23 protein-coding genes are annotated in these 20,530 nt (G+C 45.3%); all 23 read right to left on the bottom strand.

The window, feature by feature from the left end; translation table 11 throughout:
* Positions 1–307 precede the first annotated feature (307 nt).
* The 23 genes from ACZ42W_RS08355 to ACZ42W_RS08245 all read right to left on the bottom strand — a co-directional run bounded on the left by ACZ42W_RS08355 (position 308) and on the right by ACZ42W_RS08245 (position 20,513).
* The gene (locus ACZ42W_RS08355) at positions 308–943 is read right to left on the bottom strand and encodes a cyclodeaminase/cyclohydrolase family protein (protein ID WP_464169938.1); all 636 of its coding nucleotides are present in this window, start codon (positions 941–943) and stop codon (positions 308–310) included.
* Positions 943–1,797, bottom strand: a complete 855-nt coding sequence (locus tag ACZ42W_RS08350) for a bifunctional 5,10-methylenetetrahydrofolate dehydrogenase/5,10-methenyltetrahydrofolate cyclohydrolase (protein WP_464169936.1) — start codon at positions 1,795–1,797, stop codon at positions 943–945. Before ACZ42W_RS08350 ends, ACZ42W_RS08355 begins: the two co-directional genes overlap by 1 nt.
* Before the next feature lie 258 nt (positions 1,798–2,055).
* A complete protein-coding gene (gene gltA / locus ACZ42W_RS08345; RefSeq protein WP_464169934.1) occupies positions 2,056–3,444 on the bottom strand; it encodes an NADPH-dependent glutamate synthase in 1,389 nt (462 codons plus the stop codon).
* Entirely contained in the window at positions 3,444–4,292 is an 849-nt protein-coding gene (locus tag ACZ42W_RS08340; RefSeq protein WP_464169932.1) for a sulfide/dihydroorotate dehydrogenase-like FAD/NAD-binding protein, read from the bottom strand. Before ACZ42W_RS08340 ends, gltA begins: the two co-directional genes overlap by 1 nt.
* Positions 4,293–4,409: 117 nt before the next feature.
* A complete protein-coding gene (locus ACZ42W_RS08335) occupies positions 4,410–5,357 on the bottom strand; it encodes a Kae1-like domain-containing protein (protein WP_464169929.1) in 948 nt (315 codons plus the stop codon).
* A complete protein-coding gene (gene nusB, locus ACZ42W_RS08330; RefSeq protein WP_464169927.1) occupies positions 5,357–5,782 on the bottom strand; it encodes a transcription antitermination factor NusB in 426 nt (141 codons plus the stop codon). Before nusB ends, ACZ42W_RS08335 begins: the two co-directional genes overlap by 1 nt.
* A 62-nt stretch (positions 5,783–5,844) precedes the next feature.
* Positions 5,845–6,087, bottom strand: coding sequence for a DUF2273 domain-containing protein (locus ACZ42W_RS08325; RefSeq protein ID WP_464169925.1), 243 nt, complete (start codon positions 6,085–6,087; stop codon positions 5,845–5,847).
* A complete protein-coding gene (gene amaP, locus ACZ42W_RS08320; RefSeq protein WP_464169923.1) occupies positions 6,084–6,608 on the bottom strand; it encodes an alkaline shock response membrane anchor protein AmaP in 525 nt (174 codons plus the stop codon). The genes ACZ42W_RS08325 and amaP overlap by 4 nt, the downstream gene beginning before the upstream one ends.
* 63 nt (positions 6,609–6,671) lie before the next feature.
* Positions 6,672–7,070 carry an Asp23/Gls24 family envelope stress response protein gene (locus ACZ42W_RS08315; RefSeq protein ID WP_464169921.1) on the bottom strand — a complete coding sequence of 133 codons (399 nt, stop codon included), beginning with the start codon at positions 7,068–7,070 and terminating at the stop codon, positions 6,672–6,674.
* 730 nt (positions 7,071–7,800) lie between these two features.
* Positions 7,801–9,147 (bottom strand): acetyl-CoA carboxylase biotin carboxylase subunit, encoded by a 1,347-nt coding sequence (gene accC / locus ACZ42W_RS08310; RefSeq protein WP_464169919.1) that lies wholly within the window; start codon positions 9,145–9,147, stop codon positions 7,801–7,803.
* Between the two features lie 10 nt (positions 9,148–9,157).
* The gene (gene accB, locus ACZ42W_RS08305; RefSeq protein ID WP_464169917.1) at positions 9,158–11,035 is read right to left on the bottom strand and encodes an acetyl-CoA carboxylase biotin carboxyl carrier protein; all 1,878 of its coding nucleotides are present in this window, start codon (positions 11,033–11,035) and stop codon (positions 9,158–9,160) included.
* 202 nt (positions 11,036–11,237) lie between these two features.
* Positions 11,238–11,603 carry a response regulator gene (locus ACZ42W_RS08300; protein WP_464169915.1) on the bottom strand — a complete coding sequence of 122 codons (366 nt, stop codon included), beginning with the start codon at positions 11,601–11,603 and terminating at the stop codon, positions 11,238–11,240.
* An 85-nt stretch (positions 11,604–11,688) separates the two neighbouring features.
* Positions 11,689–12,261 carry a SpoIIIAH-like family protein gene (locus ACZ42W_RS08295; protein ID WP_464169914.1) on the bottom strand — a complete coding sequence of 191 codons (573 nt, stop codon included), beginning with the start codon at positions 12,259–12,261 and terminating at the stop codon, positions 11,689–11,691.
* Complete coding sequence (locus tag ACZ42W_RS08290) at positions 12,261–12,815, bottom strand: stage III sporulation protein AH (RefSeq protein ID WP_464169912.1); 555 nt, start codon at positions 12,813–12,815, stop codon at positions 12,261–12,263. The genes ACZ42W_RS08295 and ACZ42W_RS08290 overlap by 1 nt, the downstream gene beginning before the upstream one ends.
* 42 nt (positions 12,816–12,857) lie before the next feature.
* Positions 12,858–13,439: a stage III sporulation protein AF gene (spoIIIAF, locus tag ACZ42W_RS08285; RefSeq protein ID WP_464169910.1), complete on the bottom strand. Its 582-nt coding sequence runs from the start codon at positions 13,437–13,439 to the stop codon at positions 12,858–12,860.
* A 12-nt stretch (positions 13,440–13,451) separates the two neighbouring features.
* Positions 13,452–14,681, bottom strand: coding sequence for a stage III sporulation protein AE (spoIIIAE, locus tag ACZ42W_RS08280; protein WP_464169908.1), 1,230 nt, complete (start codon positions 14,679–14,681; stop codon positions 13,452–13,454).
* A gap of 9 nt (positions 14,682–14,690) precedes the next feature.
* Positions 14,691–15,077 carry a stage III sporulation protein AD gene (gene spoIIIAD, locus ACZ42W_RS08275; protein ID WP_464169906.1) on the bottom strand — a complete coding sequence of 129 codons (387 nt, stop codon included), beginning with the start codon at positions 15,075–15,077 and terminating at the stop codon, positions 14,691–14,693.
* Positions 15,078–15,089: 12 nt separating this feature from the next.
* Positions 15,090–15,287 (bottom strand): stage III sporulation protein AC, encoded by a 198-nt coding sequence (gene spoIIIAC, locus ACZ42W_RS08270; RefSeq protein ID WP_464169904.1) that lies wholly within the window; start codon positions 15,285–15,287, stop codon positions 15,090–15,092.
* Between the two features lie 23 nt (positions 15,288–15,310).
* Entirely contained in the window at positions 15,311–15,820 is a 510-nt protein-coding gene (locus ACZ42W_RS08265; RefSeq protein ID WP_464169902.1) for a stage III sporulation protein AB, read from the bottom strand.
* Positions 15,821–15,823: 3 nt separating this feature from the next.
* Positions 15,824–16,888 carry a stage III sporulation protein AA gene (gene spoIIIAA / locus ACZ42W_RS08260; RefSeq protein WP_464169900.1) on the bottom strand — a complete coding sequence of 355 codons (1,065 nt, stop codon included), beginning with the start codon at positions 16,886–16,888 and terminating at the stop codon, positions 15,824–15,826.
* A gap of 127 nt (positions 16,889–17,015) precedes the next feature.
* Complete coding sequence (locus tag ACZ42W_RS08255) at positions 17,016–18,674, bottom strand: ribonuclease J (protein ID WP_464169898.1); 1,659 nt, start codon at positions 18,672–18,674, stop codon at positions 17,016–17,018.
* 97 nt (positions 18,675–18,771) lie between these two features.
* Positions 18,772–19,329: an elongation factor P gene (efp, locus tag ACZ42W_RS08250; protein ID WP_464169896.1), complete on the bottom strand. Its 558-nt coding sequence runs from the start codon at positions 19,327–19,329 to the stop codon at positions 18,772–18,774.
* Between the two features lie 122 nt (positions 19,330–19,451).
* Positions 19,452–20,513, bottom strand: a complete 1,062-nt coding sequence (locus ACZ42W_RS08245) for a M24 family metallopeptidase (RefSeq protein ID WP_464169894.1) — start codon at positions 20,511–20,513, stop codon at positions 19,452–19,454.
* Between the last annotated feature and the right edge of the window lie 17 nt (positions 20,514–20,530).

Genomic DNA, 20,530 nt, shown 5'->3' with positions numbered 1-20,530 from the left:
ATTTCAATGTTTATAGAAATAATTATGCAATAATAATGCCAATCGTTATTAGACTCAAGAAACAGCTTGTTCTCAGTTCATTTGAAGAATACCTTTTCTCCATATTTAAATTTGAAAAAGAAAAAGTGCGCAAATTTTACACACTGCGCAAGAAATGTTTACTACACCAGAAGTTTTCACTTCCCGATAATCCGAACTATAATGCAAATCAGAAAAAGAAGTTCCTCGTGGGAACTCCTTCACAATCCTTTAGGGCCTTTAAAGTTTTTTCAATGGAGTATACATATCGGCTACTTGTTGTTTGGGATTAGATCCTACTTTGTACAACTTGGACGGTTTCAGTCTTGAGCTTTTCGGCTTGTACGAAGAGGCGTTCGCGCTCAGCTTTTACCTTTTCTTGATAAGCACTATCTTTAACTTGGGGCAGATTGATATCAACGCTGAACATCGCTGCCTTCAAGGCGCTTTCTGCTAGATATGCAGCCACACCGACGTCGCTAATTGCTCCTTTGTTTCCGATCGGAGCAAGTTCTTGGGCAAGCACAAGAACAGCATAGCAATTCTGGGCGATTCCGAGCGGGGTGTCGGTGGCAGAGACAAGAACTTCCTGCAATTTAGCTGTACGCGCAGTCTTTTGTTCTTCTGTTTCTTTCGGAAGTTTCAAGACAGACATGAAGTTCGAGAATTCCGCAATGTCCTGTGTCAAACCTGTCTTCAAATCATTGAGTAGATGTTGTCCCTTCTCCAAGATGACTTGGACTTGGGGTTCAACGTCTTTATATTTTTCCTTGCCTACAGTCAAATTCGCGACCATGCAGACCATCGACGCTGCGAGGGCACCAACATAAGCCGATACACTTCCTCCTCCCGGAGTGGGGGCCGCACTTGCGGACTGAGCTAAGAACTCTGCTGAACTCCATTCCCATACCTTACTTTCAGACATTAGTTACCCTCCTTTTGTTGTAGGGAAATTCCATTGAGAACATTTTTCATGACTAAAGCGGTCGTCAAAGACCCTACCCCACCAGGAACTGGAGAGATCAAGGCAGCAACTTCTTTAACTTCCTCAAAATCAACATCTCCACAGATTCCTCCAGGAATCTCATTAATTCCTGCATCTACTACAATCGCACCGGGCTTGACCATATCCTTCTTCACAAGCTTTGCTTTGCCGACAGCAGCGATAACGATATCCGCTTGACGAGTAAAGGCGCCCAGATCAGGAGTTCTCGAATGGCAGATTGTAACTGTGGCGTTATGTTTAAGAATGAGGAAAACCAGAGGCTTACCAACGGTCTCGCCACGGCCTACAATTACGACATGTTTTCCAGCAATCTTAACCCCTGAGCGCAGCAAAATTTCTATACAGCTTTGAGGTGTTGCTGGAAAGAGACCTTCTTCTCCGCTTAAGATATACCCACGATTGATAGGGTGAACCCCGTCGACATCTTTATCCGGACGCACTGCAGCCATAACCCGCTCTTTAGAGATATGTTTTGGTAAAGGCAGCTCAATCATAATTCCATGAACTTCTGGATTGGTATTTAAGGAATCAATAAGTGTTAATACTTCACTTTCTGGGCTATCGTTCGGAAGGATGAACAGTTCAAAATCTATACCTAAGCTTTCACTGACCTTTTGCTTTGACTTGGCGTACACCACAGACGCTGGATCATCCCCTACGAGGATAACTGCCAATTTCGGATTGATCCCCTGTTCCTTCCATGTAGCAACTTCCTGCTTAATCTCTTCCTTTAAAACTTTGGCAATCGCTTTGCCATCCAGTAATTCTGCCAAGAAACTTCACTCCTCTTTCTCTTACTTTTCAACCTCTATACAGGTTATTATTCTCCATTTCGTACTGAATTCCCTTTCAAATGGATAATATATCAAGCAGTATTTTTTCTATAATTCAGATGATTCAATTTAACTTTAGCAAAAAAATAAATAATAACAAAGACAGAAAATAAGAGAAGCAATACCTACGAGAAATTTCTCTTGTAAGCATGCTTCTTATAATTTACTTTAATTTTTTACTAAAAACTTCGTTGTATTTTATTTTTGCTTCAGATATGCATCGATTCCTGCAGCAGCTTTTTTACCAGCGCCCATCGCTAAGATAACGGTAGCAGCGCCAGTTACGATATCTCCACCAGCAAATACTCCAGGAATGGAGGTTTCAAGCGTTTCTTCATTGGCCACGATATTTCCACGCTTGTTGAGTTCAAGCCCTGCTGTAGATTGTGTTACCAATGGGTTAGGTCCTTGTCCGATCGCAACAACAACGGTATCCATAGGAAGTTCAAATTCTGAACCAGGGATAGCAACCGGGGAACGACGTCCTGAAGCATCAGGCTCACCAAGCTCATAGCGCAAGCAAGTCAGAGCTCTTACAGCCCCTTTGTCGTCTCCCTCGATAGAAACTGGGTTTGTGAGAAGTTGGAAATTCACTCCTTCTTCTTCCGCATGTTCTAGCTCTTCATGACGTGCAGGCATTTCAGCACGGGAGCGGCGATAAACAATACTAACCTCTTCTGCACCTAAACGAAGAGCTGTACGAGCAGCATCCATAGCTACGTTTCCAGCTCCGAAAACGGCTACGCGCTTACCCACTTTAACCGGAGTTGCATACTCAGGGAACTTATACCCTTTCATCAGGTTGGTACGGGTAAGGAACTCATTAGCAGAGTAGACTCCATTCAAGTTCTCCCCGGGGATTCCTAAGAAATAGGGGAGTCCAGCTCCAGTTCCAATAAATACTGCATCATAACCGTTTTCCAATAATTCATGAACAGATGTAACTTTACCCACAACTTGGTTAACTAGGATTTCAACACCCAGAGCTTCTAAGTTACGGATTTCAGTCTGAACGATATCCTTTGGTAGACGGAATTCAGGAATTCCGTACATCAAAACTCCACCCGCAACGTGCAAGGCTTCAAAAATCGTGACTTTGTGGCCTGCTTTTGCTAGATCACTCGCACAGGCTAAACCAGCAGGACCTGCTCCAATAATCGCAACTCGTTTGCCCGTTGATTCCGGAATGTCAGCTTTCGAAGCCCCACTTTGGATTTCAAAGTCGGCAGCAAAACGCTCAAGACGACCGATAGCCACAGGCTCACCCTTGATTCCTACGATACACCTTGCTTCACATTGACTTTCTTGAGGACATACTCGACCACAGACAGCAGGTAGTGAGCTGCTCATTTTAAGGACTTGTGCGGCTCCTAGGAAGTCTTCTTCAACGATTTTACTAATAAAATCAGGAATTGAAATATTAACAGGGCAACCTTGAACACATTTTGGGTTTTTACATTGTAAACAACGTTGTGCTTCTTCAATTGCCATTTCCCGAGTGTAACCCAAGGCGACCTCTTCAAAGTTATGAGCACGCACTTGCGGGTCTTGACAAGGCATATCATGACGCGGAACTTTCAAGGCCATTAGTGCTCCCCCTTTCCGCAATCACAGTCATTACCAAATTTAGCGCGTTCTTCTTCATTCTTATAGAAATTCAAACGTTGCATTGCTAAATCAAAATCGATGAGATGAGCATCAAACTCAGGGCCGTCAACGCAAGCAAATTTGGTCTCTGAACCGACACTTACGCGGCAAGCGCCACACATACCGGTTCCATCAACCATGATTGGATTCATGCTGACAATTGTTTTAATTTCAAGAGGACGAGTAAAATTAGCCACTGATCTCATCATGACAACCGGCCCGATGGCCCAAATGGCTTCCACTTTTGTTCCTTGATCAAGAATCTGTGCTAAAGCAGTTGTGACAAATCCCTTGACTCCACGGCTTCCATCATCCGTTGCAATGACGAGTTCATCACTGACAGCGCGCATTTCCTCCTCGAGGATGAGCAGTTCAGCTGTCCGTGCTCCAATAACAGAAATTACTTTATTTCCAGCCTCTTTCAGCGCTCTAGCAATCGGATAAACGGGTGCTACACCCAAACCTCCGCCGATGCAAACAACAGTACCATAATTTTCGATTTCAGAAGCTACACCTAATGGACCAACGAAATCCTTGAAGTAACTGCCTTCTTCCATTTGGTTAATCATAGCAGAAGAATAACCGACATCCTGGATTACTATCGTGATTGTACCTTTTTTCCTATCAAAATCCATGACGGTAAGCGGGATTCGCTCGCCATGTTCATCCATTCGGACGATAACGAATTGACCTGCCTGAACCTTTGCAGCGACTGCCGGAGCTTCAACTTCCAACAAAACGATGGAAGGGGCTTGAGCTAGCTGTCTTCTTTTGACTACCCGGTACACTTACACTCCTCCTTAAAGTCCTATATCTTATAACTTTCTTACTATTCGATATGATTATGACAATTTCCTGCATCATAAACTGAAAAAAGCCCTGCACATTTGTGGAAAAAGCCTGCATTAGCAGACTAGATGTTCTGAAGTAAGAATCGCGACACCTATTGCATTATCTCGACTCCAATCAGGCTCTGCCCAGAACAATTCAGCCTTCTTTGAGACTCTTTTTTCCAACTCAGTACGGATAAAGCGGTTTGATGCTACCCCCCCGACGATTAGAACCTGTGTCAGTCCCGTTTTCTCTAAGCCTGCTTGAATCAGCTTAGTCATGGTACGGGCAACACACCCTTCAACGGCCCTAGCCACATCAGAGGGCTCCTTTTTCTGATCTATCAAGCGCTGGGCAGCAGTTTCCACTCCAGAAAAACTAACTTCAAATCCTCTAACAGCTGAGGGCAACCAAGACGCAGCTTTAGGGTTGGCCTGTTGAGCGAGTCCCTCTAAGCTTTTTCCGGCTGGAAAAGGCAGGCCCAAACGGACTCCAATTCGATCAATAAACTGTCCAGCATGCAGATCTGTTGTTCCCCCCAAAATCTCTATACCAAGCTTCCCAGGTTCTGATTGTCGAACGTCGAGCAACTCGGTCGTTCCTCCTGATATATGAACGGCAAGAAAATGGCTTCGTTTAGGAAGTTGACTAGAAATAATTCCTGCTGCTAAATGCCCTTCTTGATGGCTGGTCTGCAAAAGTGGAATCCGCAAACCGGAGGCTAAGGAAGCAGCAATACCATAACCCGGGGTGAAAACAGGCATATACGATCCCAAAACAGGACGTGGGGTAACGCTCACTCCAATTCCAGAAACTGACTCCCATAATTCCATTGGGATCTTAGCGATGAGCTGTGGAAGATTCTGCACATGTTGAAAAAGGGCTGCTGATTGAGCTAGCCCTCTCTCCCCACGTGGAACCTCTAGAACCCTTCTGGTTTCCCAAACGAGCTCAGCCCGATGATTAACGATGGCTAAAGAAGTCGTATAAGCACTTGTGTCTATCCCAAGATAAAGTGACATTACTTCTTCTCTTCCTTCTTATTTACACTTTCTACAACGCGGTCTAAGATTCCATTGATAAATTTACCTGACTCTTCACTGGCATAACGTTTCGCGATTTCTAGAGCTTCATTGATAGTTACTCGTCCTGGGATATCCTCACGATAAAGAATCTCATAACAGGCCAACCGTAAAAGATTACGATCTACATTTGCCATACGGGTTAACGCCCAGCCTTCTGATAGTTGACCAAGCTTCGCATCAATATCTTCCATATGTGCTAATGTTCCTTCTACTAATTCTTGAGCAAAAGGAATACTCGTTTCTGGCACAGCAAATTCTTCAGCCCACTTGCGGACAACTGTCACATTATCCAACTTATCTCCTGCCATATCCAATTGAAACAAGACTTGCAACGCTGTTTCACGTGCTAATCTGCGGCTCATGGGGTTCCTCCTAGAATAATTTTTAATGTAGAGTTTTTTTGAGTAGTAATAGTTTTCTCTCGTTAACTAAAAAAGCGGTCCATCCAATCGAAGAGCTTTTTATGATCGTCGTGTCGTTTTCCTAAAAGCAATCCGATGAGGACGAACAAAGATAGTGCTAAGGTTTTCCAGAAGCCTAAGACAACAACCAGTAGCCCAAGAATGAATCCTGCTGCAGTCCCAATCAGTTTGCCTGGATGTTCCTCGAGTGCCCAGAGGAAAAAGCGTGTTATTTTCATCCCTAGTTCTGACCAAAACCCGTTCATCGGACGCGTGCGGGTTGGGCAGATTGAGCATTTTCAAATCTACGCACCAACACTTTCACCTCAGCTACTTTAATTCCGGTATAGCGTTCCACGTCTTCTCTAATACGCTTTTGAAGTTCATCAGACATTTCAGGGATAACCACTTCTGGATTGAGTTGGCAATTCAGTTGAATTTCTAAACCATCCTCCCGTTGTCTGAGAACAGGCTGAACAAGTCGCACTCCAGTCATTTCGTGAGCACTTCGAGAAATAATATCCCCTAGTGCTTCCATTGTAACCCGGACCTCACCCCACTTTGAGGAGGTTCGAAAGGATAGCTCGATGGTTTTTCGGGGTCTGAGAAATGGAAGAATCCCTACGATTAAGAAACATATCGCTAGAACTAAACTCTCCCAAGAATGGGCCCTTAACCAATACAGACCCTGAAGTAAAACATCGTAAGGGAGGCTCCATCCTGTTGCAATCGCAAGGATCCAACCTGATATGACCACAAAAAAGGTACCTACAACGTAAGCCAACACATCTTCCACCACCCAACAGTTGTTTACCCCCCCTGGCACTCCAGAGGGGGTAATCCGCTTCAACTATTTTACCCGCAATACTTCGTCATCTTTCAGTTCTGGGGCAGGTTTAAAATTCACGCCCTGAATATGAACATTCGTCTCAACTACGTTCAGACCTGTCATACTTTCAATCGCTTCTTTAACCGCTTCCTGAACTCGCAAGGAAACATTAGGTATGGACACCCCATAGTCTACGACCAGGAAGAGATCAACCGCAGCTTCCTGTTCACCGACTTCTACCTTGACCCCTTTGGCATGATTTTTGGTACGAGCGAGCATCTGAGCAAGGTCTCCAACAAAGCCCCCGCTCATCCCTGCTACTCCTTCTACTTCTGAAGCAGCTAAACCTGCAATTATTTCAACGACTTCATCAGCTATCCGAATCGCACCGAGGGAATTCTCTATGTTTGGTTTTTCCATATCTTCACCTCATATCCTAAATTATCCGTTAGTTTCTTCGTCAATTATAGCAAAAGAAACAAGTGCTGGCAAAGGTGAATCATATTGTGATTATATCGTCGTAAGTAATGTCTCCAGGATTTTGTTTTACAACGTTCACTCAATAAGCTGTACGGACCGAACTAATCGCTCAAGTTCTCCGCTCCGACGGGTCCCCGGCCAAATCGGCGTCCATGCCTCGTGGCCGGTTGGAAACGTCGTGTTTCCAACCCGTCTCCGCTGTGACCTTTTCGCGAAGTTCGGTTTCCGCTCGCTTAGAAGCCGTTCCATATTGCAAAACAAAATCCTTTGGCGGTTTCGCAAGATTATTGTCTGGGTTGGTCCCTTACATAGCGTCTTGCAAGCCTTTCTGCAAAGTGAGTTACGATTACAAAAACGAGGTTTCTTCGCGAGCAGCCCCCAAACTTGGGCTAAACTGCTCCCGAGACTGCGGGGCGAGTTACACGACGAAAGTATCCAGTGGATGCTTTCGCCCCAAGCTACCTGCAGAATATAATAGCTCAACGGCGAAGGGTTGTGACTCGCCGCCTACGAGACAAACAAGTGCGATAGTCTCGTCCGACTATCGGGATGTCGATTTAGGCGGGTACCCCGCAGCTTGCATCAAGCAGTTTCGCCCTTAGTTTGGTCTGCGAGCGTAATTCCGAGCGCCTGTAACGTAACTCGACTTGCACATCTTCGGCTTACAATATTATTCTCCTAGAATCCGTCTCTGAATAAAGTTCGTATAAACTTCCCCTCTGCGGAAGAAAGCATTATCAAGGACTTTGAGGTGGAAGGGAATCGTGGTATGGATTCCTTCGATGACGAATTCTTCCAGGGCGCGTCTCATGCGTTGGATGGCTTCTTCACGGTCGGCACCCCAGACGATGAGCTTGCCTACCATGGAATCATAATAGGGAGGGATGGTATATCCCTGATAAGCTGCACTATCGACACGAACTCCAGGGCCACCGGGAACATGATAGAATTCGATTGTTCCGGGAGAGGGCATAAAGTTTTTATCTGGATTCTCGGCGTTAATTCGACACTCGATCGCCCAGCCTCGAATCTGAACATCTTCTTGCTTAATTCCTAACGGTTCTCCAGCAGCGACTCTGATCTGTGCTTTAAGGAGATCAATCCCCGTCACTAATTCTGTGACTGGGTGTTCCACTTGAATCCGAGTGTTCATCTCAATGAAGTAAAAATCACCATGCTTATCAAGCAGAAACTCGATGGTACCCGCACTTGAATAATTCGCAGCATGAGCTGCCTTAATCGCTGCATCTCCCATCGCCTTGCGGAGTTCTGGGGTGAGTGCACTGGAAGGGGCTTCTTCGAGAAGCTTTTGGTTACGGCGTTGCAGGGAGCAATCTCGTTCCCCTAAATGGATCACTTGACCATGTTTGTCCGCTAAGATCTGAAATTCAATATGTCGAGGTTCTTCTACGTACTTTTCCAAGTAAGTTTCGGGATTCCCAAAGGCGGCTTGAGCTTCAGACTGTGCAGCCTGAATGGACTTCACCAATTCTTTAGGGTTTTGTGCTATACGCATTCCCTTTCCCCCGCCCCCGGCGGAGGCTTTAATCATGACAGGATATCCGATCTCTTGTGCAATGATAGCAGCTTCGTCTAAATCCTTGATGATTTCCTTCGATCCCGGAACGACGGGTACCCCAGCTTCGATCATCGTCTTGCGGGCGGTTGCCTTATCCCCCATGATCTCAATTGCACGAGGTGACGGTCCTATAAATGTAATTCCACACGATTCGCAGATCTCTGCGAATCGTGCATTCTCTGATAAGAAACCATAACCGGGGTGAATTGCATCCACTCCGGTAAGTTCAGCGGCACTGATTATATTTGGAATGTTTAAATAGCTCTTTGCAGTGGCATGGGGTCCAATACATACCGCTTGATCTGCTGCTCTCACATGCAAAGCATCCCGATCCGCTTCTGAAAAGACCGCAACGGTTTCTATATCCATTTCCCGGCACGCCCGAATAATACGGAGTGCGATCTCTCCACGATTGGCAATTAGAATTTTTTTAAACATGCCTATCTCCTCATTTTTCAACGGCAAACAGAGGTTGCCCAAATTCTACAGGTTGACCATTCTCTACATAGATTTCAACGATCTTACCCTCTATTTCTGCTTCAATCTCATTCATAAGCTTCATCGCCTCAATGATACAAACCGATTGTCCGGCTTTTACATTGTGTCCTAACTCTACGAATGAAGGTGCCTCAGGAGAGGGCGAACGGTAGAAGGTTCCAACCATCGGGGCCTTGATATACTCCAAATTTTTATTCACGATGGGCTCAGTTACTTCCAGAGTTATCTGGGGCACAGCAGCTACTGCGGGTGCCACAGGAGCACTTGGAGCAACCTGAGGTACAGGAGCTGTAACCGTCGCTAGTACAGGAACTGCCGATGCAGGAATCGCAGCATTTCCCTTTTTAATCGACATCTTTACCCCTTCACTCTCAAGATTGAGTTCAGTGATTTCCGTGTCCCCTAGAATTTTAATCAGTTCCTTAATTTCTTGTAAATTCATTTTTGGGTCCTCCTTCGAAGCAGGGCTTGGTGGATTCTGTATAGAAACCACAACCCCCTTCTGTCTCTCTATAAAGAATTTCTTTGCCACCTGAGGAAATAATGCATAACTCAAAATATCTTCACGTGATTGAGCTAATCCTTTAGTCTCCTGTTCTGCTTTTTCAAGACCAGGTGCTAATTTATCTGCAGGTCGAATTGTTAGAGTTTCTTCATCTCCAATAATTTTCTTCTGTATCACAAGGTCGATAGGTGCTGGAGGTTTGCCATAAAGCCCACGGACATAAGCTTTGACTTCTTCTGGCACTAATTTATATCTTGCCCCGCTCAACACGTTTAATACTGCCTGAGTTCCCACAATTTGGCTGGTTGGCGTTACCAAAGGGGGATACCCCAATTCTGCCCTAACTCGGGGTATCTCGTCAAGCACCTCATTAATTCGGTTTAGAGCGCGTTGTTCCTCTAATTGGGAAACTAGATTAGAAATCATTCCTCCTGGGACCTGATGCTCGAATACGCGCATATCTGAGATCCGGGTAATTCCTCGATCGAAGCCCCTGCTTCTCCGTAGAGTTTCAAAATAATTAGCAATGTTAAAGAGCTGTTGAATATTGAGTTCCGGAGAGAATTCAAAATCCTGTAAAGCTCTGGCTACAAGTTCTACCGGAGGTTGACTCGCCCCAAAGGCCAGGGGGACACTCGCAGTATCAACTACGTCCACTCCAGCTTCTGCCGCCTTCACATAAGCAATTGTACCCATTCCGCCGATATAATGGGTATGCAGTTGAATCATTACTCCTAGTTCTTGCTTGAGTAGACTAACTAATTTATAAGCACGCATTGGGGTTAATAAACCCGCCATGTCTTTAATGCATATCGAGTCTGCTCCCAGATTAACAAGGGCTTTTGCAGTCTCCAAATAGTGTTCAATAGTATGAACCGGACTTACCGTATAAACCACTGCAGCCTGAACATGGGCCCCCGCTTCTTTAGCTGCCTCGATGGGTACGACCATATTGCGGACATCATTTAAAGCATCAAAAATCCGGATAATATCGATTCCGTTCTTCACACTGAGTTGCACAAATTCACGTACGACATCATCGGGATAATGTTGATAGCCCACTAGGGATTGTCCTCTGAGTAACATCTGTAGAGGAGTCTTCTTGACGTGTTGCTTGATTGTCCTTAACCGTTCCCAAGGATCCTCCCCTAGGAAGCGAAGGCAGACGTCAAACGTTGCCCCTCCCCAAACTTCAAGAGAATGATAGCCCACTTCATCTAGTGCAGATAAGATGGGTAGCATGTCTTCTGTCCGCATCCGGGTTGCCCAAAGGCTTTGATGCGCATCACGTAGAGTTGTATCGGTAATTCTAACCGGTTTCATCAGAACATTGACCCCTCTCATCTGAATTTTACCACATATACCCTCTTTGGCTTATTATTATTATATGGAGCAGATATCCCTTTTTCAATGAAACAGGCGTAAGTATACAGTATCATTTAAAAACAAAAGAAAAAGAGGCTCAATTACAGCCTCAAAGTCGTTATACTTAGTTTTGTCAAAAAATTAAATTTGAATCATGCTGTTAACCGTTAGACAAGTATTTATCGACCACGTCCAAAAGCTGGTTGCGGCGAAACGGTTTGATCACGAAATCAATAGCTCCCATTTTGAGAGCATCCAAAACCACACTCTCTTGGGCTATAGCACTACACATGATAACTTTTGCATTGGGATCAACCTCTAAAATCTCAGAGAGTGTAGAAAGCCCATCCCGAACAGGCATAGTAATATCCAGAAAAACTAAATCGGGATGATGGGTTTGAAACAATTCGAGAGCAACTTCTCCATTTTCCGCTTCGATAATCTCCAGATCAGTCGAACTGGATAGAATCTGGCGAATCATGAGGCGCATAAAGCTCGCATCATCTACCACAAGTATCTTACACATTTCTTTAGACCCCGCTCTCTCAACCTAGGACGCAAAATTCAAAATCCCTTCGACTATTTTACAACAAACTGAGTCTGCCTTCTACCTACTTCTTAAAAGAAATATAAATTTGATCAATTCGAACACTGGTTACCCGTCCAACGATGTCTTGAATTAAACGGACTTCATCTCGAGCCAGAGTCGGGATAAATACAATCACGTTGACCCCATTTTTACTGACGTCAACAACGGCATCTTGAAAGCCTTTGATTCTCAGTAAGTTTTCGACTTGATCTTCTTTTTCAATTTTTTGAGAAAGCTCCAGCCACTTTTGTTGAGCTTCTTCTTTTGTTTTCGTTACACTTGAATTAAGAAGGGGTAAAAGCATCGTCTTGGCCTCTTGACGGGTCACTTCACGTTGCAGTCGATAATTTACGAAATAGTCCTCCCCTTGGGGTACAGGCTTGACCATCTCCGAAGTAAATTCAATATTAGTATCCCCTACCTGAGCATTTACTGGCAAACTATCAATACCCGAGAAACCAGAAGGTGCATCAGAAGTCAAAGCAAACCAGAGTGAAAAACCCAGAATACTGACCCCCAGCGCCCCTGCAATGCCTCTTCTAAACTTTTGCCCCTTAGATAATTCTACCCAACGCCGAAGCACGAAAATTTTCATCATACTCCTCCCATGGGTTGGACATTAATCTTACTTGACGGGATATCGAGAAGGGTCCGTACCGCATTATGAATATTCTCCCGAACTTTCGGGTCACTTGCTCCTTCTGCGATGATTAATATCCCAGCTACAGTAGGTCTTTCTTCCATGACGATAACCGGTTGGCTTGCACCATTAGGCATGACAAGTTGATTATTTTCGGTCACTTCTGTCGATTCACGGATACCACCACTTTTATCCGATTCTTTCGTGGTTTTCTTGGTTACGCTTCCGTTCGTCGCATAGTCTGATTTTAGGCTGGAAGAAAAGGTCACAGAGACTTGAACACTTCCGACTCCAGTCATTTGTTGGAGATTCTGCACCAACTTTTTTTCCATTTCTTTTTCCAAGTTTCCGATCCGTGTGGTATCAGAAGAAGTACTCTGCGCTACAGGCTGAGCAATCGGGTTTGCCTTTTCACCTGTTCCCTTTCCAAACGAAATCAGAGCGACAGCAAGTACAACGGCTGCGACGGGGATTAACACTTTAGGGGAAATATCCTGAAAAAGATTCATGAAATACGCCTCCTTTTTTCTTTCGATACATACCTTTCTCTACTACTTCTCTTCAACGCTAACCTTCTCGACGGCTACTTGCATGAAGGCTGCAACCTTTTCACGAACTTCGATTGCGGTTGAGGAAAGTTTCTGTCCTTCTAATGTTCCCTTCCCTATGACTACCTCTTCCACAGGCTTTATCTCTAGAGCATTCGAATCGATTTGTATCGCGATCTGTGTGATGCGGGGTTGATCTGTTAAGCCACCTGCACCCTCAGACAATTCAACTTCAACCTCAACTTGCTTTACCCCTGGAATCCCTAGTGCTATGGCCTTAACCTGATTTTTTATAATCGCTTTGAATTGTTCCTGGACTGCATCCTTGCCGATTTCTGAATTCACTTTCCCGGAAGCGAGTACTGGCATATCCCGGGCAGCAGTTTCTGTCCAAGCCGGAATAGACATTTCAAGTGGCATATGGAGGAAAGAAGTAATCGGGGTTAAAATGGCCGAAATGACGAACAATCCCATGACCAATTTCACGAAACCTTGCATGGATTTTGAGGGCAGCATCATTTCCAAAAAACTCGCAAGGAGTAAGATGATGGCTAGATTTCGGACCAACGTTCGCAAGCTTTCCACTATTTCACCCCCTCATCGAAGCATCACTGTCAAATTGCCTGACCCGACAACGACCGCAACCGTCATGAAGAACATAATCGCTACCGAAGCTACTGAGGCGAAGATAAAAATAAGACTTTTGGACATATCCTGTAGAGTATCTGCTAAGTCCTGTTGCCCGAGGGGCTCAATCAAGGCCGAGGAGATTCGGAACACTAAAATCATGGCGACAATTTTAATGACGGGTCCTATACAGATTAATGCGATCGCAAGAATGGCTACGATTCCAAGCGAATTTTTTAACAAGAGACCGGAAGTTACAACGAGTTCTACCGCATCCTTGAAGAACTTTCCTACGACAGGAATGAGATCAGCCGAGTATTTCGCAGTTCGAAGCGCAACCCCATCCGCTACTCCACCTGTGACACCTTGGACCGCCATTACTCCGATAAAGACCGTCATAATAATGCCTAAACTCAATTTCCCAGTGAATTCAAGAAGCCCAGCAAGTTTACTCAACTTGAATTCACTCGAAATGTGATTGAACAGCTTTAAGACAGCTGCTAGAAAAAACAGGGGTAAGACAACATTCATAATTAACGTCGCCAGAAAGGTTAAGCTTCCTAAGACCATAGGTTTAAATAACGCGGCGGTCGTCAAATTTCCCATGGCTACAAGCAACGTCATCATGACCGGTAAAAGGGTTTGCATGAAACCCGTCATCTTTTGAATCGAGTCTTTCGCGAGATCAATAGCTACTTGAAACGTCGCCAGGGCAATTCCCATGAGAACCAGATAGGCGAGCGCTTGCGCTAACTTACCCACCCCTCCTCCGCTGAACGCCGTTTGAAGCTGCTGAAGAACTGCGGTCAATACTGCAAGAATTATGAGTTTTCCGATCAAGGGAGCGCTTTTAAGAATTTCCTGTCCGAGAAAAGAGAGCAGATCCTTACCCAATTTCTCAGGATGGAGATCAAGTTGCCCATGCCTGAGATCATCAAACATCTTCGTGAGGGAGAAGTCTGGCATAGATTCTTTGACATCTTGATCGATCTGTTCCAAAAATCCACGCACCTCAGTGATATCAACTTTCTTAGAAAGATCCACTGAGCCTTCGCTATTGGAATCCAAGTTCCCTGGGTTCACCTCGACTTGAATTGGGGTTACTCCTAATGGGGGTTCTCCTTCTGCCCAGACGAGCTGAGGAGTTGTCCCACTCCAGAATAAAAAAAAGAGAAGAAAAATCCGAATTAACCGCTGCATTTTTTCACCTCACGGTACGAGTCGCATTAGGGACTCGAGTATCGCTACGATAATGGGAATCGCGAGAACAAGAACTCCGACTTTCGCCGCGATTTCAATCTTTGTCGCCAAGGCCTTTTCATCTGCATCCCTGCAGATATCTGCACCGAACTCAGCAAGATAGGCGACCCCTACAATCTTCAGGACAATTAACAGATAATAGGAACTGATATTGGCTTGGTCCGCAAGGTTCTGGAGCAAGTCGATAATAATCTTGATCTTGCCCAAAATGAGCATGAAGATAACAGCACCTGTCAAAATAGTGAGTTGAAGCGCGATTTCCTTACGAAACTGCTTTAACACAACTGAGATGACAGCAACGATTAAGGCGAGCCCTACAATCTGCCAAATTTCCACAATCAGGCCTCCCTAGTAGATCTGAAATACGCTTTGAACCAGGCTAAAGAGATCGGCTACCGCTTGAACGACGATATAGAGTACAACAACTAATCCAGCTAAAACCGTCAATTGTCCGATATCCTTCCGATTGGCCTGTTCAAGCACCATGACGAGGATTCCAACGAGTAGCCCAATACCGGCAATTTTCATGATCATGTAGAAATTCATAATCTCCCTCCTCTTTCGTTGCTCTAGATTAAGAAAATGACCCCAGCGATGCCCCCCAGGAATCCAAGATAGGACCACATTTTCGCCTGCTTTTCAGCCCATTGGCTTGCATGCTCTTTTACCAAGGCAACCTGTTGTTTAACAAGTTCGATCTGCTTATGTTGTTCATGTCGATCGGAGCGTCCTAAACCCTTCCCTACGTCTTGTATCACCTGCCAATCCTCAGGTTTCAAGCAAAAATTTTTCATCTGATGCGCTATCGTTGCCTTCCAGGCTGGATTAGCCCCCTCCCCGTCTTGCAGACGGTGTTCAAGCTCGGAGAAAAAGCTCGGCCAAGCTCCATCTGTTCTCTCCTTCAAGATTGAAAACGCTTCAGGTAAGGGAGTTCCCCCCCAGAAAATCTCCGTATCCAAAAGGGTCAGGGCAGTAAGACATTCTCTCAATTCCACAGGTCTTTTTCGAATTCGAGCAGCTAGATACAGGCCCAGACTTCCGCACCCAAGAATTAAAATGAAGGATCCTAGAATAATCACGATTCACCCCCCCTTGCCCTGTAGGTCAAATGCTATTCTCTGCTGATTTTTTAGATCATAGATGGCTTCTACAGTTCCTGGCCCTCGTCTACGACTTAGGACAATGACGCGTTCAAATACACTATAAGCAAACAGTTCCTTCAAGAATGGACGTTCAAGTGCTTCTTCTAAGCTCGAGGCATGGGCTGTGCTTAATACCCTCACTCCGGTCCGGAGAGCATCGAGTACAGCTTCCACATCTTGTGGATGTCCTAACTCATCTACAGCCACCACACTGGGTGACATTGAGCGAACCAGCATACTGATTCCTAGCCGCTTCGGGCAACCATCCAAGACATCAGTCCGACATCCCAGGTTATAGGCAGGGATACCCTGCCACATTCCCGCGAGTTCTCCTCGTTCATCGACTACACCCACCGTTTGCCCTCGCAAGCTTAAGGCGGGGTTCCCATCACTTAAGTTTCGAATTAAATCCCGCAAAAGAGTGGTCTTCCCTGCACGAGGAGGAGAGAGGATTAATGTATGGCAAAGCACGCCGTCCGACTTTAAAAGCTTCGGTAAAAGTAGAACTGCTCTCCCTTGAATCTCCTGAGCAACCCTTACATTCAATCCCGAAATGTGCTTTAGAGTTTGGAGGTCACCATCTTTCATGATGGCTTCCCCTGTTATGCCCACTCGATGTCCTCCTGGCAAGGTTAGAAAGCCTTGTTTCATTTCTTCCTCAGCCGCATAAAGGGAACTTTGGGTCATTCGTTCAAGGGTTTGCAAGAGATCTTCTCGTTCGATTCGGTAAGCTTTTTCTGATGAGACGGATTTTCCTTGACGATCGATGAAAAGCTCATGTCGACTGCCCAGGAGCAGGAGGGGTTTGCCAATTCGGATTCGAATTTCCTCGATGTCCTTGAGCTTGGCTCCACTTATTTGTTCTAAGATCTCGCGAAGGTGATCTCCAAACCATCGGGCAATGCTTTCCCAACCCGTTGAATTTGTACTAAGATTTATCTCTTCTCGAGCACGACTTGGCTCAGGGTCCATTTTTATGGGATGTAAAGAGTAACGTAACGACACGATGCTGTCCCCCTTTGTTAAAAAGGTATGTCCGAGCGTTACGTTTTAGACATGCTTTTCTGGTCTGGTTTCGTAAAAAAGTACATAGAAAAAGCGAAAGAACGTTGTGGCTCTTTCGCTTAAAAATCTAAAACTGCATCAGCACCGGCAATATCATTGGCCGTCTGCGGGTTTTATCCCAGAGGTACTGACTTAGGGATTCATGGACCGCGCCCCGAAGCACTCCCCATTCCCAGCGTTCACGTTGAAGTTGGGCTTCAATGGATGAAGCTACAACCTTTTTCGCACCCTCGACCAATTCCTCTGCTTCCTTCATAAAGGTAAAACCGCGCGAGATGATATCCGGACCGGAAACGAGCGTAGTAGGATGTCCCTTGCTGAGTGCAGCGACAACAACGACAACTCCATCCTTGGCAAGCTGTTGACGATCCCGGAGAACGATTTGACCTACATCCCCGATTCCAAGTCCGTCAACATATACACTTCCGGATTCAACCCGTTCTGCGATATCCATCGTGTCGCTGGAGAGTACAACTCGTGAGCCGAGCTGTGTCATGGCAATCTTTTTATCATCATAACCCATGAGGTTTCCAATCTTACGGAAAGCTGCTTGATGTCTGACCTCACCATGGTGAGGGATTAGGAACTTAGGACGGGTTAAACGAATAATCAGTTTCATTTCCTCCTGACTTGCATGACCAGAAACATGAACAAGTCCCATATCCTTCGTGAAGACTTCCGCCCCGATCTGGAAGAGATGGTTAATTGTCCGACCGATTAACTTTTCATTTCCTGGGACCGGCGTTGCTGAAATCACAACAGTGTCTCCGGGTGAAACGTTCACTTGTCTATGACTACCCGTTGCCATCCGTGTGAGTGCTGCAAGGGGCTCTCCTTGGCTCCCGGTGCTTAAGATGAGCAGCCGTGATGCAGGGACTTCATTCACTGAACTTGCTTCAATCAACATATCGGGGTCAGGAAGGTGTAGGTATCCCAGGTCACGAGAGGTACTGACGACTGCTTCCATACTCCTGCCGACCACACAGATCTTACGGCCAAGTTCGGCAGCTGCGTCGACTGCTTGTTGGATTCTGTGGACATTCGAGGCAAAAGTGGCCATGATAATTTTTCCTTCGGCTCGCGAAAATGCATCTCTTAATGTCTTACCCACCACTTTTTCTGACAGGGTAGATCCGGCTCGCTCTGCATTAGTCGAGTCACAGAGCAGTGCAATAACTCCTTCCTGCCCCCAGGCAGCAAGCTTTCCTAAATCCATTTCCTGCCCATCGATTGGAGTATAGTCCACTTTGAAATCTCCTGTATAGATAACCCGACCCACCGGACTCAGTAGTCCATAGCCTACGGCATCTGGAATACTGTGGGTGACCCGAAAGGCTTCCACCTCAAAATCTCCCGCTTTGATGGGTTGTCCTGGGTCAATTACTCGAAGCAATTCTTCAGGATATCCTCCACGCTCCTGGAGTTTGGCACGAACTAAGCCGATGGTCAGTTTAGTTGCATACACGGGAACCTGAAGTTTAGGAAGGATAAAGGGAAGTCCGCCGATATGATCCTCATGACCATGCGTAATAAAGATTCCTTTGACTTTTTCCTTACGTTTTTCTAGATAAGTAATATCCGGGATGACCAAATCGATACCCAATAGTTCATCATCAGGAAATTTTACCCCACCGTCAATCACGACGATGGAATCGCCATATTCGAAGACTAAAAGGTTTTTACCAATTTCACCCGTACCACCTAAGGGAATAACACTTAGCTTCATAACAACAAAAAACCTCCTCTGGGCGAGCCTTTCTATAACAAAAGGTTTCCCTAAAGGAGGAATTATGATTCGCTAATTGAGGAAACTTACTTAGGTTCTAAGCACGTTGTACGTAGTTTCCGGTACGGGTATCAATAATCAGCACTTCACCTTCATTGACGAAGAAAGGAACGTTTACGATAGCGCCGGTTTCTAAAGTAGCAGGTTTGGTACCGCCAGTTGCCGTATCACCGCGTACACCGGGTTCAGTTTGGGTAACCTTTAACTGAACCGTATTAGGAACATCTACACCGATGACATTCCCATTAAAGAACAGAACACCCAGTTTCATATTTTCCTTAAGCCATTTTACTCCATCTCCGATTTGAGCATCAGTGAGTGAGGTTTGCTCATAGGATTCATTGTCCATGACGACAAAAAGATCCCCATCTTTATAGAGATACTCCATATCACGACGTTCGACATGCGCCTTCGGCACTTTCTCACCCGCGTTAAATTTGCGCTCAACAACGCCACCCGTTTTAACATTCTTTAACTTGGTACGAACGAAGGCCGCACCTTTTCCAGGCTTAACATGCTGGAACTCAACAATCGTATAAACATCGTTATCCACTTCAATGGTTACACCAGTCTTAAATTCATTGGATGAAATCATATAAATTATCCTCCTAAACTTTCATTTTTATTTAGCTTGTCCCATTCGAAACAGAATTACTTGGATGGGTCAAGACCTATAACTAGCAAATAAGACGATATTTGGCCAAAATCCGCAAAGAATCACTCAATAATAATGAACTCCTTTGGCGCTTGTGTCAAGACCTCACAACCGTTTTCTGTCACAACTATCATATCTTCGATTCGGACTCCACCCCAATCGGGCAGATAAATACCCGGTTCTACCGTAATAACCATACCTGGCTCGATCATCTGCTCTTCTCGAAGGCTGAAACGTGGACTTTCATGGATGGCAAGTCCTACGGAATGTCCCAGGCCATGTCCGAAGTAGTTGCCATAACCTGCCTCTTCGATGATCTGCCGGGCAACTGCATCCACTTCTTTACCCTTTAACCCCGGCTTAATTGCCGCAATCGCAGCTTTATTCGCTTGAAGTACAATCTCATAGATTTCGCGTTGTTTCTCATCTGGTTCACCTAAAGCAAACGTACGGGTAATATCTGAACAATACCCCTGGTATACCGCACCAAAATCCAGTGTCAAAAGTTCACCTCGTTGAAGGGTTTTTGAGCTTGCAACTCCATGAGGCATAGACCCTCTCCATCCGGAAGCGACGATAAAATCAAAGGATCCGCCACTGGCGCCTGCTCTTCTCATATTAAATTCTAGCTCAAGCGAAATTTCTTGCTCAGTCTGTCCAAAATCAACGAATTTCAAGATATGAGCATAGGCATCATCCGCAATCTTCACCGCTTGCCGAATCGTATCAAGTTCTTCAGGTTCCTTCACCGAACGTAATCCGGTGAGGAGGTTAGCCTTTTCGAGTAACTCAGCATGTGCAACTGCATCTTTCAATTTTAGATACATCGCATACGTGGTGTAATCTTCCTCGAAGCCGATCCGTTCTGCCCCTTGAGTGAGTTCCTTCGCCGACTGGTAAAAATCAGCTCCCGCATCGACGACTTCGAAGTCTGGGGCTTGTGAAGTTGCTTGCGTTATGTAGCGAAAATCAGTGAGTAAATACGCTTTCTTAAGCAGAATTACTAGCATCGCACTCGTACCTGTGAACCCACTCATATACCTCCGATTTTCCGGAGAAGCAATGATGAATCCATCAAGATTTTCTTCCTGCATTTTCTCCCTTAACTTTGTTAAACGACTCATATGACCAAACCCCTTTC

The sequence above is a fragment of the Desulfitobacterium elongatum genome, from assembly GCF_055378975.1.
The sequence above is the reverse complement of the archived record's forward strand: the minus strand, read 5'-3'. Positions and strand labels throughout refer to the sequence as shown.